The sequence below is a fragment of the Thermoactinomyces mirandus genome (assembly GCF_013868055.1).
GTDB lineage: Bacteria > Bacillota > Bacilli > Thermoactinomycetales > Thermoactinomycetaceae > Thermoactinomyces > Thermoactinomyces mirandus.
In genome coordinates this window covers 1-508 of record NZ_JACEOL010000044.1, presented here as the reverse complement: position 1 = coordinate 508, position 508 = coordinate 1, and the positions used below count along the sequence as shown (strand labels likewise).

1 pseudogene is annotated in these 508 nt (G+C 42.5%); it reads left to right on the top strand.

The features are described 5' to 3' along the window. Positions 1-508 (top strand): annotated as a pseudogene (locus H2C83_RS17835) (transposase); the annotation flags it as partial.

The window sequence follows — 508 nt, the reverse complement described above, 5'->3', positions numbered from 1 at the left end:
GCCCTCAAGATCATCTGTTAAGAAAAATTAATGAAACGATTGACTTTTCTTTTATCGCTGATAAATGCCGACCGTTGTACTGCAAAAACAATGGTCGACCTTGTATTGATCCTGTCATGCTGTTCAAAATGTTACTTATCGGATATCTGTTTGGCATCCGCTTCTCCAAGACGCTTGATTGAGGAAATTAAAGTAAATATCGCTTATCGTTGGTTTGTTGGACTTTCCTTGACAGATCCGGTTCCTCATCATTCCACCTTCAGCCAAAACCGCCGTCGGCGGTTCGGGCAGTCGCAAATTTATCAGGAGATTTTCGATGAAATCGTCATTCAGGCAATTCAACACGGATTTAGGAAGGGAAACAATTGTTCAGCGATTCCACTTTCTTGAAGGCAAACGCCAGTAAAAGTAAATTCAGAAAACAAAAGGTCACGGTTACCCCAAAAAGCTATATGGAAGAGCTGGAGAAAGCCACCAGCCAGGACCGGATTCAGCATGGAAAAGATCC